We start from the raw sequence: 14,255 nt of genomic DNA, 5'->3' as shown, positions 1-14,255 counted from the left end.
AAGAAACCGCTGCGCAATAAAATCATTTTCTGCGCGACCCAAGTATTTGAGCCCTCTGTAAGAGCGGCAATCTACAGTCCCGAGCTTTTACTTAGAAGCGATTTTACGCAGTCCCTGTCTGCTCAGAGAGCAGTATTGAATATGCTTAATTCAAACCAGACATTTTGTTTATCAGGCAATGAATCAGATGCAACCGTATCCATTCCTTCATGGGCACAGCCTTACGCACTGCTTAGTGAAGACGTGACTGAGAACTTCGTGCAGTCTGTCGCAGAGTTTTTTTGAAGTTCATTACGCACATATGAATCCACTAGAGCCTTGTCCGTTTTAGTTCTCTGGCACTTTGAAAATCTCCGGAATACTGACCGTACTCCGAAAACCCAACCCCCAACTTCCCGAGGGCCTAAGAACCTCGCTGAAATGGCTTAGTGACCGGATAGCAGAAGAGGGAGCAAGACTCACAGTCAGAGAAAACAACTTAACTTCACTGATAGTAAATAATACGGAGCAGATAAAGCTTCTGGATTTCGCGGCGGGTACTCGTGGGTTGAAACTTACGGAATTTGCTATCGGCGTGAACGAATCGATTTCAAGCGTTATCGATTACGGAGTCAATTCTCAACTGAATGAAGGTATCAGCGGGGTTCACTTGGCTATCGGGGATGGTTCATCTGGCTACCACATAGACTTTTTGAGCCCAGGGGTAAATGTCATCCCTGTCTGCTCACGCGCATGTATTTGACGGTAGGAATGAGCCTGCTCGCGATGGCGTAGTAACAGCCAACATATTCGGCTCTGATACACCATCATCGCGAGCAAGCTCCCGCATTCGGTTTTGTGGGGGCAGTTACTGTGCGGTAGCTTTCAGGCCTGTGAGCAGCAGGCGTTGGAAAAGGTCCTCCTTCAGGCCCTCCGGATTCGTCAGTTGCATCCGTTCAAGATGTTCCGGGAACACTGAGGCCTCCGGCGCATCCAGCGCTGCCTTGCCCAAGTCGAGAATCTCGGTCAGCTTGAACTTGCTCTTCAGCCAGTTCAGCGTCCGCAGCAGATCCCGTTCGATGGCGGTGAAATCACAGCCCAGCGGATACTCCGGAAACAGGTTCGGATGCCGTGCGGCAATCGCCTGCAAGCGTTGCGGTGTGTTGTCGGCAAATCGTGGATCGAGACGGAAGTCCTTCGGCAGCTTGCCGACTTTCTGCGCCTGCTCGATCAGCCCCGGCTGGAAGCGAGAATCGCTGATATTGAGCAACGCTTCGATCACCGCCGCGTCGGATTTGCCGCGCAGATCAGCGATGCCGTACTCGGTGACGACGATGTCGCGCAGGTGCCGCGGGATCGTGCAGTGGCCGTAGTCCCAGACGATATTGGAGCTGACCTCGCCGCCGGACTCGCGCCAGCTGCGCAGGATCAACATCGATCGCGCGCCTTTCAGCGCGTGGCCCTGAGCAACAAAGTTGTACTGGCCGCCAACCCCGCTGAGCACGCGTCCGTCCGCCAATTGATCAGCCACGCCGGCGCCGAGCAGAGTCATGGTGAACACGGTGTTGATGAAGCGCGCATCGATGCGCTGCAAGCGCTTGAGTTCTTCCTGGCCGTACAGCTCGTTGATGTAGCTGATGCGGGTCATGTTGAATTCCAGCAGCTTGCTTTGCGGCAACTCGCGCAGCCGCTCATAAAAACTGCGCGGGCCAAGGAAGAAGCCGCCGTGCACCGAGATACCGTCGGGCTGCGCGGCTTCGTCGAGGGTACCGGCGTTGGCCTGCTCCTGAGTCGGCACATCCGGATAGACCTTGCGCCGAATGATCCCGGCATCCGCCAATACCAACAGCCCGTTGACGAACATCTCGCTGCAACCGTAAAGGCCTTTGGCAAATGGCGCGGTGCCGCCCTCGCGCTGGATCAATTGCGCCCATTGGCTGAGGTTGATGTCATCGAGCAACGCCTGATAACCGGCGTTATCGGCCTGACGGGCAAGTAGCGCAGCAGTCAACGCGTCCCCCATCGAGCCGATACCAATTTGCAATGTGCCGCCATCGCGCACCAGCGTACTGGCGTGCAAGCCAATGAAATGATCCTGAAAGCCCACCGGCATGTTCGGCGTGGAAAACAGCGTGCTGCTGTCCTTCTCGTCGATCAGCAGATCAAACGTGTCGATGTCGACTTCCGCATCGCCGGGCATGTACGGCAGATCCGTATGCACCTGGCCGACCAGCACAATGGTCTCCCCCGCCTCGCGACGCTTGGCGATCATCGGCAACAGGTCGAGGGTGATGTCCGGGTTGCAGCTCAGGCTTAAGCGATCAGGGTGTTCGCTGCTGCTGGCGAGCAATTGCGCCACCAGATTGAGACCCGCTGCGTTGATGTCGCGAGCGGCATGGCTGTAATTGCTGCTGACGTAATCCTGCTGCGCCGGCGCGCTGTTGAGCAGACTGCCAGGCTGCATGAAAAACTGCTGGATACGGATGTTGGCGGGAAGGCTGTCATGCTGGAGATCGGCGAGAAAATCAAACTCCGGATAATCACCAAACACGCGCTCGACGAAGGGCTCGATAAAGCGCTTCTGCAAGCCATCGCCCAGATTCGGCCGACCGAGGCACAGCGCGGTATAGATCGTCAGCTGCCGCTCGGGCAGGTCCTGGATGCGCCGGTACAGCGCGTTGACGAAGTTATTCGGCTTGCCCAGCCCCAGCGGCAGGCCCATGTGGATGTGCGCAGGCAAACGCGCCAGCACGTCGTCCACCGCCTGTTCGATCGAACACAACTGCACCATCTGAAGCCTCCCGCCCGTTCCGTTGATAGGGGTAGACCGAGATTGCCTTGAGTTTGCTGCAAAGGACAGCGTTTGGTTCGGAGGGACCAAGGCCTGGATGAATCGGGAAACCAGAAACCACAGACACAAAAAAACCGTCCGAAGACGGTTTTTTTCAAAGCCGGCGCTGATTACAGACCGGACATCTCTTTGATCGCACCCTTGAGCTCTTCATCGGTGCAATCGGCGCAGGTGCCTTTTGGCGGCATGGCGTTGATGCCGGTGATAGCTTTGGCGAGGATGCCGTCGAGGCCACCCTGATGGTCAGCGCGCTCCTTCCAGGCTGCAGTGTCCTTGATTTTCGGCGCGCCCAACAGGCCGGTACCGTGACAAGCGTTGCAGTGCTTGGCAATCACCTCGTCCGGGGTTCTCGCCCCGCCACCGCCGCCAGCCGTCGCGGCCACTTCCATACCCTTGCATTCCTGCCCTTGAACACACACCTGGCCGACGGGCTCGAGGCGTTTGGCGATGTCGTCATTCGTCGCAGCTTGAGCGCTGACAGCCCAGAGGGCCAGTACGGTTGCTGGTGCAGCCAGCATTTTCATAATTAGGTTCACGCGTTCACCCTCAATGGTGGCTATTCACGCCTGCGGCCACGGTTCGCAGGCGGGCGCAAGTATAGCGGGTAGGCCGCTGTACTGAAACAACCCCATGGTTAGAGGGGTCTTGTTGCCCATCGGTAAATCGGTTCGGGGGCCTTTGCCATATCGGCCTGGCGCCTTCTGCTTAAAAATTCGCCGGCGTGGCTGCGCTGATTAGTCGCGCCGGCACGTCGAACGGGTTACGGAAACGATGCGGCTTGGTACTTTCAAAATAGTAGCTGTCGCCGGCTTCGAGGATAAAAGTTTCCAGCCCTACCACCAGTTCGAGGCGGCCTTCCACCAGAATTCCGGTTTCCTCGCCCTCGTGGGTGAGCATTTCTTCGCCGGTGTCGGCGCCCGGCGGGTAGATTTCGTTGAGGAAGGCGATGGCGCGGCTCGGGTGGGCGCGGCCGACCAGTTTCATGGTCACGGCGCCGTCGGAGATGTCGATCAGCTCATTGGCCTTGTAGACGATCTGGGTCGGTTGGTCCTGCAGGATCTCTTCGGAAAAGAACTCGACCATCGACATGGGAATGCCGCCGAGCACCTTTCTCAGCGAACTGATCGAAGGGCTGACGCTGTTCTTTTCGATCATCGAAATGGTGCTGTTGGTGACGCCCGCGCGTTTGGCGAGTTCACGCTGGGAAAGCCCTTTGAGCTTGCGGATCGATTGCAGTCGTTCACCGACGTCCAAGGCGGGAGCCTCCTGATGTTGTAAGAATATTGAGCGTTATCATGGCGACAGCGTTCAGTATTTACAACAGCTGGCCCCCGCAGCGGCGTTAACCCTCGGAATAGAGCCTTGGCACCCGTTTCAGGTTGCAGAAGATCTGATACGGGATGGTATCGGCCCACTTTGCCACGTCGCTGGCGAGGATGTTTTTACCCCACAGCTCGACAGTTGAACCAAGCCCCGCTTCCGCTACGTCGGTCAGATCGATGCAGAGCATGTCCATCGACACGCGCCCCAGCAGGCGGCTGGGTTTGCCCGCCACCAGCACGGGTGTGCCGGTCGGTGCCTGGCGCGGGTAACCGTCGGCGTAACCCATAGCGACCACGCCGATGCGCATCGGCTTGTCGGTGATGAATCTGGCGCCATAGCCGATCGGTTCGCCGGCCGGCAATTCACGCACACTGATGACTTTCGATTCCAGAGTCATCACCGGTTGCAGGCGTTCAGCGACGGCGTTGGCTTCTTCGAACGGGGTCGCGCCGTAGAGCATGATGCCCGGACGTACCCAGTCGCTTTGGATTTCTGGCCATCCGAGCACCGCTGGCGAGTTGCGCAAGCTGACTTCCGCCGCCAGCCCCTGACGCGCCGCTTCGAACACCGCGACCTGCTCGGCACTGCTTTGCGCATGCAGTTCATCGGCGCGGGCGAAGTGGCTCATCAGCACGATTTTCGCCACCTTGCCGCTGGCCAGCAGACGCTGATAGGCCGCTGGATAATCTTTCGGATGCAGGCCGACGCGGTGCATGCCGGAATCGAGCTTGAGCCATACCGTGATCGGTTTGCTCAGGACTACCTGCTCGATCGCTTCGAGTTGCCACAGCGAATGCACCACGCACCAGAAATCATGCTCGACGATCAACGCCAGCTCGTCAGCTTCGAAGAAGCCTTCCAGCAGCAATACCGGCGCGCGAATCCCGGCGGAACGCAGCTCCAATGCTTCTTCAATGCAGGCCACCGCAAACCCGTCAGCCTCGGATTCCAGCGCCTGGGCGCAACGCACCGCGCCATGGCCATAGGCGTCCGCCTTGATCACCGCGAGCGCCTTGGCGCCGGTGACTTCACGGGCAATTCGGTAGTTGTGACGCAGGGCTTGAAGGTCGATCAGGGCACGGGCAGGACGCATGGCAGCAGACTTCTGGGCGGTCATGGGAAGAAAAACCGGCGCTGACTGACGACGCGAACCGCCAACAGCACCGGGAGAGGGATCTGTAAAACGTTATGGCAGCGCGGCGACGATGGAGATCTCCACCAGAATGCTCGGCTTGGCCATCTTCGCTTCGACGGTGGCGCGGGCCGGCGCCGCACCTTTTGGCAGCCACTGGTCCCACACCGCATTCATCCCGGCGAAGTGCGCTTCGATGTCGTTCAAATAGATCGTTGCCGACAACAGATGCTGTTTGTCCGTCCCGGCCAGATCGAGCAGACGTTCGATATTGGCGAGCACATCGCGGGTCTGCTGTTCAATTCCGGCGTCGAAGTCGTCGCCGACCTGCCCGGCCAGATACACGGTGCCGTTGTGGCTGACGATCTGACTCATGCGCTCATTGGTGAGCTGGCGCTGGATTGACATGTTTTGCGGACTCCTGGGTCTGGTTGCCGTAACGGGAAATATCGAGGCCTTCAGCGCTGATCTGCGGCTTTTTCTTCGCCATCAGGTCGGCGAGCAAACGGCCGGAACCGCAGGCCATGGTCCAGCCGAGCGTACCGTGACCGGTGTTGAGGAACAGATTCTTGAACGGCGTGGCGCCAACGATCGGCGTACCGTCCGGAGTGGTCGGGCGCAGGCCCGTCCAGAAACTCGCTTCGGCCAGATTGCCGCCCTGAGGATAAAGGTCGTTGACGATCATCTCCAGGGTTTCGCGCCGACGCGGGTTCAGCGACAGGTCAAAACCGGCGATCTCGGCCATGCCGCCGACGCGGATGCGGTTGTCGAAACGGGTGATCGCGACCTTGTAGGTCTCGTCGAGAATGGTCGACGTCGGGGCCATGTCCGGGTTGGTGATCGGCACGGTCAGCGAGTAGCCCTTGAGTGGATACACCGGGGCCTTGATGCCCAGCGGCTTGAGCAACTGCGGCGAGTAGCTGCCGAGCGCCAGCACGTAGCGGTCAGCGGTTTCCAGCTTGCCGTCGATCCACACTCCGTTGATGCGATCACCGGCGTAGTCGAGCTTCTGGATGTCCTGGCCGAAACGGAATTCCACACCAAGCTTGCGCGCCATTTCGGCGAGACGGGTGGTGAAGATCTGGCAGTCGCCGGTCTGGTCGTTGGGCAGACGCAGGGCGCCAGCGAGAATGTCAGTCACGCCTGCCAGCGCCGGTTCGACGCGGGCGATGCCGGCGCGGTCCAGGACTTCAAAGGGCACGCCGGATTCTTTCAGCACGGCGATGTCTTTGGCGGCGTTATCCAGTTGCGCCTGAGTGCGGAACAACTGCGTGGTGCCGAGGCTGCGGCCTTCGTAGGCGATACCGGTTTCGGCGCGCAATTCATCGAGGCAGTCACGGCTGTACTCGGACAGACGCACCATGCGCTCCTTGTTCACCGCGTAACGGCTGGCGGTGCAGTTGCGCAGCATTTGCGCCATCCACAGGTATTGGTCGATATCGGCGGTGGCCTTGATCGCCAATGGCGCATGGCGTTGCAGCAACCACTTGATGGCCTTGAGCGGCACGCCCGGCGCGGCCCACGGCGAGGCATAACCCGGCGAGACCTGGCCGGCGTTGGCGAAACTGGTCTCCATGGCCGCAGCAGGCTGCCGGTCGACCACCACCACTTCAAACCCGGCACGGGCCAGATAGTAAGCACTGGCGGTACCGATGACGCCGCTACCCAAGACCATGACGCGCATTTTCAATCCCTCATCGCGGCTTTTCGCCGAACTGTTTGTTAGAGCAATGATGGGCGCAGTGTAAAAAAGAAATGCCAGTGCTTTTCACTATATAAGCGCCTATATTTGGCGACAATTCTCGGCAAAAACCCTTTTCACGGAGGCGCATCCCCTATGCGTACCAACACTCAGACCAAACGTGAGCTGGACAAGATCGACCGCAACATCCTGCGAATCCTCCAGGCGGACGGGCGGATTTCCTTTACCGAACTCGGGGAAAAGGTCGGCCTCTCGACCACGCCCTGCACCGAGCGCGTACGACGTCTGGAGCGCGAAGGGATCATCATGGGCTACAACGCCCGGCTCAATCCGCAGCATTTGAAGGGTAGCCTGCTGGTGTTCGTCGAGATCAGCCTCGACTACAAATCCGGCGACACATTCGAAGAATTCAGACGCGCGGTGCTGAAGCTGCCGCATGTGCTGGAGTGCCATTTGGTGTCAGGGGATTTCGACTATCTGGTGAAGGCGCGGATTTCCGAGATGGCCTCGTATCGCAAACTGCTCGGCGACATTCTGTTGAAGCTGCCGCATGTGCGTGAATCGAAGAGTTACATCGTCATGGAAGAGGTTAAAGAGAGCCTGTGCCTGCCGATTCCGGATTGATCACCGCAATGATCGTTCCCACGCTCTGCGTGGGAACGATCGCTTACACCAACACCTGCCGATTCGCCGCCATGTACTCGAATATATGCTTTTCCACCCGCGGATGAATCAGCTCCACCGGCCGCCGCTCGTTCGGGCATGGCAGCGTCTTGGTCGTACCAAACAATCGACAGATCAGCGGTCGCTCTTCATACACCGTGCAGCCATTCGGCCCCAGGTGCACACAATTGAGTTCTTCCAGCGCGGCATCCTGCTCGGCGCGGGTCTTGCGCGGCAGCCGGGCCATTTCCTCGGGCGAAGTGGTCACCGGCCCGCAGCAGTCGTGGCAGCCCGGCACGCAATCGAACGTAGGGATCTGCTGACGCAGGTTGCGGATTTTCTGGCTGTTGCAGCTCATCGAAACGGTGACCAAAGTGGCGGGCTGATGATTGTGCCGCAAAAGCCCGGATCCAGACACCGCAGGCCGACCGATGTTGCCCACGTTCGGGCGTGCGGCTTATGCTCCGTCAAATTTTCTCGACACTCAGCCGTTGGATGATGCCCATGACCGCCCGCGCCCAGACCACCGCGAGCCAACCCCACGTTGCCTCTTATTACGCCGCCAGCAGCCTGCCGCAGCCTGACCATCCCGTGCTGCAAGGCGAGGTGGTGGCGGATGTCTGCGTGGTCGGCGGTGGCTTTTCCGGGCTCAATGCGGCGCTGGAACTCGCCGAGCGCGGTTTCAGCGTGGTGTTGCTGGAAGCGCACCGGATCGGCTGGGGCGCCAGCGGTCGCAACGGCGGGCAGTTGATTCGCGGTGTCGGTCACGGCCTTGATCAGTTCGCCAATGTCATCGGTGCCGAAGGCGTGCGCGAGATGAAACTCATGGGCCTGGAAGCGGTGGAGATTGTCCGCCGGCGCGTCGAGCGTTTCGGCATTGCCTGCGACCTGACCTGGGGCTACTGCGACCTCGCCAACAAGCCTTCCGATCTCGACGGTTTTGCCGAAGATGCCGAAGAGTTGCGCGGCCTGGGTTATCGCTACGAAACCCGTCTGTTGCAGGCCAGTGAAATGCACACCGTGGTCGGTTCCAAGCGCTATGTCGGCGGCTTGATCGACATGGGCTCCGGGCATCTGCATCCGCTGAATCTGGCGCTGGGCGAAGCGGCAGCGGCGCAGCAACTGGGCGTGCAGCTGTTCGAGCGTTCGGCAGTGACGCGCATCGATTACGGCCCCGAAGTGAAGGTGCACACCGCGCAAGGCTCGGTGCGGGCGAAGACCCTGATGCTGGGCTGCAATGCCTATCTCAATGACCTCAACCCGCAACTGAGCGGCAAGGTCCTGCCCGCCGGCAGCTACATCATCGCCACCGAACCGCTGAGCGCAGAGCAGGCGCACAACCTGCTGCCGCAGAACATGGCGGTCTGCGACCAGCGGGTGGCGCTGGATTACTACCGGCTCTCGGCGGATCGACGTTTGCTGTTCGGCGGCGCGTGTCATTACTCGGGACGCGATCCGAAAGACATCGGCGCCTATATGCAGCCGAAGATGCTTGAAGTGTTCCCGCAACTGGCCGGGGTGAAAATCGATTATCAGTGGGGCGGAATGATCGGCATCGGTGCCAACCGCTTGCCGCAGATTGGCCGGCTCGCCGAGCAGCCGAACGTGTATTTCGCCCAGGCTTATTCGGGCCACGGAGTGAATGCCACACACCTGGCCGGCAAGCTGCTGGCCGAAGCGATCAGCGGGCAGCATGGCGGCGGCTTTGATCTGTTCGCCCAGGTGCCGCACATCACCTTCCCCGGCGGCAAGCACTTGCGCTCGCCGTTGTTGGCGTTGGGGATGTTGTGGCATCGGCTTAAAGAGTTGGTCTGACGAATCAGGATCGTTCCCACGCAGAGCGTGGGAACGCTCTGCGGTATTCATATCCGCCAAAACGGCTTCAACCCCTCCTCCCTTGCCTGCTCTCGCGTCAGCCCGACATCCTTGAGCTGCTCCGGCGTCAGTCCCAACAACGCCTTGCGCGTGTGCAGACGATGCCAGAACAGACCCCAGCGACTGAGGCCGGACGGCGCGTTATGCAGCAGATTGCGCGCGCTGTCCTTCTGCCCTGCCGCCAGTTCCTGACTGTGTAATGTCAGCCGCACATCGCTCAAGCCGTTCATTTTCGTTGCTCCTGTTTACTTGGGTAGCCAGAGATTCCATGATGCGCGGGCGAGCAAAACCATTACAGACTCAAAGAACCTGTATTAACTCCATACAGATTTGCCGATTCGTCGACTGAATGACTGATTTTTGCCGAATCTGTACTGGTTTCCACCAAGACGCACCGAGGCTGCCATGACTCTGTATGTAAACCTCGCCGAATTGCTCGGCACCCGCATCGAACAAGGTTTCTATCGCCCCGGCGATCGCTTGCCGTCGGTGCGCGCCTTGAGTGTCGAGCACGGAGTCAGTTTGAGCACGGTGCAGCAGGCCTATCGCGTGCTTGAAGACAGCGGCCTCGCCACGCCGAAACCCAAGTCTGGCTACTTTGTCCCAGTCGGCCGCGAGTTGCCGGAGCTGCCCGCAGTAGGCCGCCCCGCGCAACGGCCGGTAGAGATTTCGCAATGGGATCAGGTGCTGGAATTGATCCGCGCGGTACCGCGCAAAGACGTCGTGCAATTGGGCCGTGGCATGCCCGATGTCGGCTCGCCGACCATGAAGCCGCTGCTGCGCGGGCTGGCGCGAATCAGCCGGCGGCAGGACATGCCCGGCCTGTATTACGACAACATCCACGGCAACCTTGAACTGCGCGAACAGATCGCACGGCTGATGCTCGATTCCGGCTGTCAGTTAAGCGCCAGCGATCTGGTCATCACCACTGGCTGCCACGAAGCGCTGTCCACCAGCATCCACGCGATCTGCGAGCCGGGTGACATCGTCGCGGTGGACTCGCCGAGCTTCCACGGCGCCATGCAGACCCTCAAAGGCCTGGGCATGAAAGCCCTGGAAATCCCCACCGACCCGCTCACCGGGATCAGCCTCGACGCCTTGGAACTGGCCTTGGAGCAGTGGCCGATCAAGGCCATTCAGCTCACGCCCAACTGCAACAACCCGCTCGGCTACGTGATGCCCGAGTCGCGCAAACGCGCGCTGTTGACCCTGGCCCAGCGTTTCGACGTGGCGATCATTGAAGACGATGTGTATGGCGAACTTGCCTACACCTACCCGCGCCCGCGCACGATCAAATCCTTCGATGAAGATGGCCGCGTGTTGCTGTGCAGCTCGTTCTCCAAGACCCTGGCGCCGGGGCTGCGCATCGGCTGGGTGGCGCCGGGCCGATATCTGGAGCGAGTGCTGCACATGAAATACATCAGCACCGGCTCCACCGCGCCACAACCGCAGATCGCCATCGCCGAATTCATCAAGGCCGGCCATTTCGAGCCGCACTTGCGGCGTATGCGTATGCAGTACCAACGCAATCGTGACGCGATGATCGACTGGGTGACGCGCTATTTCCCGGCCGGCACCCGCGCCAGTCGCCCGCAGGGCAGCTTCATGCTCTGGGTGGAACTGCCGGAGGGCTTCGACACGCTGAAACTGAATCGCGCGCTGCACGATCAGGGCGTACAGATTGCCGTTGGCAGCATCTTTTCCGCCTCCGGCAAGTACCGCAATTGTCTGCGGATGAACTACGCTGCCAAACCAACAGCGCAGATCGAAGAAGCGGTGCGCAAGGTCGGCGCTGCGGCAATCAAATTACTCGCCGAGACCGACTGACCTTTTTTGCGCGCCCGGCGTCCAAATTGCCGACCTCAGCCGCCAACCGGAACGATCCTACGTGAGCTTCAGACAGCCCTTACTCGCTTCACTGATACTCGCCTCGTTCCTCAGCGGCTGCGCCAGCCTCGATGTGCCGCGCGAACCAAGCCAGGCCCTGCCGGCGTCGGACTCCAGCTTCGGCCGCTCGATCCAGGCTCAGGCCGCACCCTACAAAGGGCAGTCGGGGTTTCGTCTGCTCTCGGACAGTGGCGAGGCCTTTACCGCCCGGGCCGAGCTGATTCGCCATGCCCAGGTCAGCCTCGATTTGCAGTACTACATCGTCCACGACGGCATCAGCACGCGGATGTTGGTGGAGGAAGTGCTCAAGGCGGCCGACCGTGGTGTGCGCGTGCGCATCCTGCTCGACGACACCACCAGCGACGGCCTCGACCAGATCATCGCGACGCTGGCGGCACATCCGCAGATCCAGATTCGTTTGTTCAATCCGTTGCACCTGGGGCGCAGCACCGGCGTCACGCGTGCGGCCGGGCGACTGTTCAATCTGTCCGTGCAGCACCGGCGCATGCACAACAAGTTGTGGCTGGCGGACAACAGCGCGGCCATCGTCGGCGGGCGCAATCTGGGCGATGAATATTTCGATGCCGAAGCCAACCTGAATTTCACCGACATCGACATGCTCAGCATCGGCCCGGTGGCCGAGCAGCTCGGGCACAGTTTCGACCAGTACTGGAACAGCGCGCTGAGCAAGCCGATCGACGAATTCCTCTCCAGCCAACCGACCGCCGCCGACCTGCAAAACACGCGCACGCGCCTGGAAGAGTCGCTGGAAGAAACCCGCAAGCAGAACCACGCGCTGTATCAGCAGTTGATGAAGTTCACCACCGACCCGCGCATGGACATCTGGCGCAAGGAGCTGATCTGGGCCTGGAACCAGGCCTTGTGGGATGCGCCGAGCAAGGTCCTGTCCAAGGGCGAACCCGATCCGCATCTGCTGCTGACCACGCAACTGGCGCCGGAACTGACCGGCGTCAGCAAAGAGCTGATCATGATTTCCGCCTACTTCGTGCCGGGTCAGCCGGGGCTGGTTTACCTGACCGGGCGCGCCGATGCCGGGGTCTCCGTAAGTCTGCTGACCAATTCGCTGGAGGCTACCGACGTGCCGGCGGTGCATGGTGGTTACGCACCCTATCGCAAGGCGTTGCTTGAACACGGGGTGAAACTCTATGAACTGCGCCGCCAGCCTGGGGATAACTATGGCAGCGGGCCGCGAGTGTTCTACAGCAAGTCGTTTCGCGGTTCGGATTCGAGTTTGCACAGCAAGGCGATGATCTTCGACCGCCGCAAATCGTTTATCGGCTCATTCAACTTCGACCCGCGCTCGGTGCTGTGGAACACCGAAGTCGGCGTGCTCGTCGACAGCCCGGAACTGGCCGAGCATGTGCGCGCACTGGCATTGCAAGGCATGGCGCCGACCTTGAGTTATCAGGCGAAACTCGAGGACGGCAAGGTCGTCTGGGTCACCGAGGACAACGGCCAGATGCACACCCTGACCAAGGAACCGGGGAGCTGGTGGCGGCGCTTCAACTCGTGGTTCAGCACCAGCGTCGGCCTGGAGCGGATGTTGTAAGCCCGTCTGTTGATGATCCCTTGTGGGATGCGCTCAGGCTGCTTCTGCCGATGTGCCAAAGGCCCCTTGGCGCAACAACAAAAGCACCAGGCCAAACGCCCCCGCCGCCATCAACAGCGGCAACGCATGCCCGTTGATCCACTGACTCCCCGCCCCCGCCGCCAACGGCCCGACCAGACAACCGACACCCCACAATTGCGCGATGTGCGCATTGGCGCGCACCAGTGCATCGTCACGATAACGCTCGCCAATCAGAATCAGCGACAGGGTAAACAAGCCGCCGGCACTGGCGCCGAACAGCACCCACAACGGCCAGATCAGCAGCGTGTCGAGCAACATCGGAATGGCCAGACTCGACAGCATCAATACCACCGCGCACCCGGCGAACAGCGTGCGCCGCGACAGGTAATCGGCCAACGCGCCGATCGGCAATTGCAGCAGCGCATCGCCGACCACCACGGTGCTGACCATGGCCAGCGCGATTTCGGCGGTGAACCCCTGTTGCAGGCAGTACACCGGCAGCAACGTCAGGATCATCGCTTCGAACGCGGCGAACAACGACACCGCCCAGGCAATCGCCGGCAGCTCACGGGCAAAGCCCCACAGATCGCCAAACGTGACGCTGTTGGCCTCACTGCTTGGCGCACCGCTGCGCCCCAGCAGCAGAAGGGGCGAGAGCGTGAGCAGGCCGACCCCGACCCAGAAACCGTAATCATGCTCGGTACCGAGCGCCCCCAGCAGCAACGGACCGGACAGTTGGCTCAGCGCATAGCTGCTGCCATACAGCGCCACCAGACGCCCGCGCCACTGCTCGACCACCAATTGATTGATCCAGCTCTCGCCGAGGATGAACACGATGGTCAGGATCACCCCGATCAGCAGGCGCAGCAGCAACCAGATCGGGTAACTCGGCAGCAGCGCCAGCAGGCCGATCGACAATGCCCCGGCCCACAGGCACAGACGCATCAGGTTCGCCGTGCCGAAATACGCGGCGAGGTGGCTGGAAATCTTCGCCCCGAGCAGCACGCCGATTGCCGGCATGGCCGCCATCACACCGATTGCGAACGAGCCGTAGCCCCAGCCCTCCAGACGCAACGACACCAGCGGCATGCTGACCCCCAAGGCCAGGCCGACACTCAAGACAGACGCCAACACGGCGAAATACGTCGCCCACCGCATGTTCCACGCTCCTGTGGATATTTTTATATGCACCACAAAATCACTGTGGGAGCGAGCCCCTGTGGCGAGGGGATTTATCCCCGTTGGGTCGCGC

13 protein-coding genes and 1 pseudogene are annotated in these 14,255 nt (G+C 60.5%); 5 read left to right on the top strand and 9 right to left on the bottom strand.

Annotation, left to right across the window (positions count from 1 at the left end; genetic code table 11):
• Positions 1 to 285 (top strand): annotated as a pseudogene (locus F8N49_RS28335) (hypothetical protein); the annotation flags it as partial.
• A gap of 562 nt (positions 286 to 847) precedes the next feature.
• Here F8N49_RS28335 and F8N49_RS17615 read toward each other — a convergent pair.
• From F8N49_RS17615 to dadA, 6 genes are all read right to left on the bottom strand, one after another.
• A complete protein-coding gene (locus F8N49_RS17615; RefSeq protein WP_151551989.1) occupies positions 848 to 2,770 on the bottom strand; it encodes an acetyl-CoA hydrolase/transferase C-terminal domain-containing protein in 1,923 nt (640 codons plus the stop codon).
• Positions 2,771 to 2,940: 170 nt separating this feature from the next.
• Positions 2,941 to 3,354, bottom strand: a complete 414-nt coding sequence (locus tag F8N49_RS17610) for a cytochrome c5 family protein (protein WP_073470925.1) — start codon at positions 3,352 to 3,354, stop codon at positions 2,941 to 2,943.
• 181 nt (positions 3,355 to 3,535) lie between these two features.
• Positions 3,536 to 4,084, bottom strand: a complete 549-nt coding sequence (locus F8N49_RS17605) for a cupin domain-containing protein (RefSeq protein WP_016772566.1) — start codon at positions 4,082 to 4,084, stop codon at positions 3,536 to 3,538.
• A gap of 88 nt (positions 4,085 to 4,172) precedes the next feature.
• On the bottom strand, positions 4,173 to 5,246 hold the full coding sequence (alr, locus tag F8N49_RS17600) for an alanine racemase (protein WP_071172245.1): 1,074 nt from the start codon (positions 5,244 to 5,246) through the stop codon (positions 4,173 to 4,175).
• Between the two features lie 93 nt (positions 5,247 to 5,339).
• Positions 5,340 to 5,693, bottom strand: coding sequence for a RidA family protein (locus tag F8N49_RS17595; RefSeq protein ID WP_016772564.1), 354 nt, complete (start codon positions 5,691 to 5,693; stop codon positions 5,340 to 5,342).
• Positions 5,665 to 6,969 (bottom strand): D-amino acid dehydrogenase, encoded by a 1,305-nt coding sequence (dadA, locus tag F8N49_RS17590; RefSeq protein WP_071172120.1) that lies wholly within the window; start codon positions 6,967 to 6,969, stop codon positions 5,665 to 5,667. Before dadA ends, F8N49_RS17595 begins: the two co-directional genes overlap by 29 nt.
• A 153-nt stretch (positions 6,970 to 7,122) precedes the next feature.
• On the opposite strand from dadA, the gene F8N49_RS17585 reads away from it, so the two are divergent.
• A complete protein-coding gene (locus F8N49_RS17585; RefSeq protein WP_010465173.1) occupies positions 7,123 to 7,611 on the top strand; it encodes an Lrp/AsnC ligand binding domain-containing protein in 489 nt (162 codons plus the stop codon).
• A gap of 43 nt (positions 7,612 to 7,654) precedes the next feature.
• On the opposite strand, the gene F8N49_RS17580 is transcribed toward F8N49_RS17585, so the two are convergent.
• Positions 7,655 to 8,008 (bottom strand): YkgJ family cysteine cluster protein, encoded by a 354-nt coding sequence (locus tag F8N49_RS17580; RefSeq protein WP_071172244.1) that lies wholly within the window; start codon positions 8,006 to 8,008, stop codon positions 7,655 to 7,657.
• Between the two features lie 146 nt (positions 8,009 to 8,154).
• Between F8N49_RS17580 and F8N49_RS17575 the strand changes: the two genes are divergently transcribed.
• On the top strand, positions 8,155 to 9,465 hold the full coding sequence (locus F8N49_RS17575; RefSeq protein WP_071172119.1) for an FAD-binding oxidoreductase: 1,311 nt from the start codon (positions 8,155 to 8,157) through the stop codon (positions 9,463 to 9,465).
• Between the two features lie 47 nt (positions 9,466 to 9,512).
• On the opposite strand, the gene F8N49_RS17570 is transcribed toward F8N49_RS17575, so the two are convergent.
• Positions 9,513 to 9,755 (bottom strand): DUF1127 domain-containing protein, encoded by a 243-nt coding sequence (locus F8N49_RS17570; protein ID WP_071172118.1) that lies wholly within the window; start codon positions 9,753 to 9,755, stop codon positions 9,513 to 9,515.
• Positions 9,756 to 9,930: 175 nt separating this feature from the next.
• Between F8N49_RS17570 and F8N49_RS17565 the strand changes: the two genes are divergently transcribed.
• Entirely contained in the window at positions 9,931 to 11,352 is a 1,422-nt protein-coding gene (locus F8N49_RS17565) for a PLP-dependent aminotransferase family protein (RefSeq protein WP_041476641.1), read from the top strand.
• A gap of 61 nt (positions 11,353 to 11,413) precedes the next feature.
• The gene (locus tag F8N49_RS17560; protein WP_151551988.1) at positions 11,414 to 12,982 is read left to right on the top strand and encodes a phospholipase D family protein; all 1,569 of its coding nucleotides are present in this window, start codon (positions 11,414 to 11,416) and stop codon (positions 12,980 to 12,982) included.
• Positions 12,983 to 13,015: 33 nt separating this feature from the next.
• On the opposite strand, the gene F8N49_RS17555 is transcribed toward F8N49_RS17560, so the two are convergent.
• A complete protein-coding gene (locus F8N49_RS17555; RefSeq protein ID WP_122705558.1) occupies positions 13,016 to 14,161 on the bottom strand; it encodes an MFS transporter in 1,146 nt (381 codons plus the stop codon).
• Positions 14,162 to 14,255: the final 94 nt, after the last annotated feature.

This window comes from Pseudomonas sp. GXM4, from assembly GCF_008923895.1.
In the GTDB taxonomy this organism is placed as follows: domain Bacteria; phylum Pseudomonadota; class Gammaproteobacteria; order Pseudomonadales; family Pseudomonadaceae; genus Aquipseudomonas; species Aquipseudomonas atacamensis.
This window is presented reverse-complemented; position numbering and strand designations above follow the sequence as displayed.